This is a genomic window from Desulfosporosinus sp. Tol-M2 (assembly GCF_059735615.1).
Genome location: NZ_JCAIJG010000048.1, coordinates 1 through 1,918, shown reverse-complemented (window position 1 = coordinate 1,918; position 1,918 = coordinate 1). Strand labels below are relative to the sequence as shown.

At 49.4% G+C, this 1,918-nt stretch carries 3 protein-coding genes; all 3 read left to right on the top strand.

The genetic code is table 11. From position 1 onward, the window contains the following. The coding region (gene rpiB / locus AC6I5A_RS03335; RefSeq protein ID WP_034611671.1) for a ribose 5-phosphate isomerase B at window positions 1–339 on the top strand (339 nt) is incomplete at its 5' end. A gap of 55 nt (window positions 340–394) precedes the next feature. After that, the gene (locus AC6I5A_RS03330) at window positions 395–955 is read left to right on the top strand and encodes a TIGR01440 family protein (RefSeq protein ID WP_052167865.1); all 561 of its coding nucleotides are present in this window, start codon (window positions 395–397) and stop codon (window positions 953–955) included. 118 nt (window positions 956–1,073) lie between these two features. Continuing rightward, the coding region (gene glyA, locus AC6I5A_RS03325) for a serine hydroxymethyltransferase (RefSeq protein WP_034611668.1) at window positions 1,074–1,918 on the top strand (845 nt) is incomplete at its 3' end.

The following is a 1,918-nucleotide window of genomic DNA, read 5'->3' as shown; positions in this document are numbered from 1 at the left end:
GACTCCGTGGATTATCCTAAGTATGGTTTTGCTGTAGGTAGTGCGATCATCAAGGGAGAGGCCGACTTGGGAATCGCGATCTGTGGAACCGGGCAGGGGATTTCCATGGCCGCGAATAAAATTTCAGGAATCCGTGCTGCGGTCTGTTCAGAGACGTTTTCAGCCCGGATGGCCAGAGAACATAATAATGCCAACGTTTTAGCACTAGGCGCCCGGGTGATTGGCGCCGGCCTTGCCCTCGACATTGTGGATATCTTTTTGAAAACGAAGTTTTTAGGGGGTAGGCACACCCGTCGTTTGAATTTGATTGCGGACATTGAACGCGGTGAGAATATTTGAATCCCGAACGTCTTGTTCGAGTCATTTGTCAAAGCGAGGAGGAATCCCTTTTCTCATGGATAAAAATATTGCAGACAAATTGCATGTGATGGCCAATATTTGGGATGATGTACTCGAGGCCTTTTTTCTAAAGGCTAATTTAAGACGGGGGCAGATCCTCGTTTTAGGGTGCAGCACTAGTGAAGTTATCGGCCAACAGATCGGTCAGGGAAGTAGTCTGGAGGTTGCCGAGGTGTTGCTTCCGCCTTTGTTGGAACGGGTTCACCAACAAGGAATCTTTTTAGCGGTGCAGGGATGTGAACATATCAATCGGGCGTTAGTTGTGGAAGAAGCTTGCGTGGATCACTACGGATTAGAGGTAGTTTCGGTATTTCCAGCATTGCATGCCGGAGGTGCGATGACGGTACAGGCCTGGAGGAAATTCTCTTCCCCTCTTATGGTAGAGCGCATCCTTGGACATGCCGGTATTGACATCGGTGATACATTTATAGGCATGCACCTTCGCCCTGTGGCGATACCCATTCGTATACATGTCAAGGAACTGGGACAGGCACACTTAACCCTGGCGCGCACCCGCCCACGCTATATAGGTGGCCCACGAGCCGAGTATACCTAAGAATCTACAACGCAAAGCGTATTTGTGTCAAAGACGCAAACAGCACACAGAATCCCCGGCGATGTTCCAAACCCCCGTGACCCAAGCCGTTGGAAAATTCATCTTAGGAGTGAAACGAATGGATTATATTGAGCAATGGGTGAAATCCCAAGACCCGGAAGTCGCGCAAGCCATTGAGCAAGAAGAGGACCGTCAGAGAAACAATATTGAGTTAATTGCTTCAGAGAACTTTGTCAGCCGGGCTGTGTTGGCAGCACAAGGTTCGGTTTTAACTAACAAATATGCGGAGGGGTACCCGGGAAAAAGGTATTATGGCGGATGCGAATTTGTTGATGTGGTCGAAAACATAGCGCGGGAACGCGTGAAGAAAATCTTTGGTGCAGAGCATGCTAATGTCCAGCCTCATTCCGGGTCACAAGCCAATTTGGCGGTTTATTTTTCATTCTTAAAACCAGGCGACACGGTACTGGGCATGAATCTATCCCATGGGGGACACTTGACACATGGAAGTCCGGTAAATATCTCGGGGATTTATTTTAACTTTGTTTCTTACGGAGTTGATGCTATAACGGAACGCATTGACTATGATCAGGTTCGGCAGCTTGCGCTTAAACATCTTCCAAAGATGATAGTTGCCGGGGCCAGTGCCTATCCACGGGTTATTGACTTTGTCCAAATGCGTGAAATTGCAGATGAGGTGGGTGCCTTTTTTATGGTGGATATGGCACACTTTGCCGGACTCGTAGCCGCGGGATTACATCCGTCCCCTGTCCCTCACGCGCACTTCGTGACCTCCACCACGCATAAGACGTTAAGAGGACCGCGCGGGGGTTTTATTCTCTGCAGGAATGAGCACGCGCCGGCCATTGATAAGGCTATTTTTCCTGGAATTCAGGGGGGTCCCCTGATGCATGTCATTGCAGCAAAAGCGGTTGCTTTTGGGGAAGCCCTACAGCCGGACTT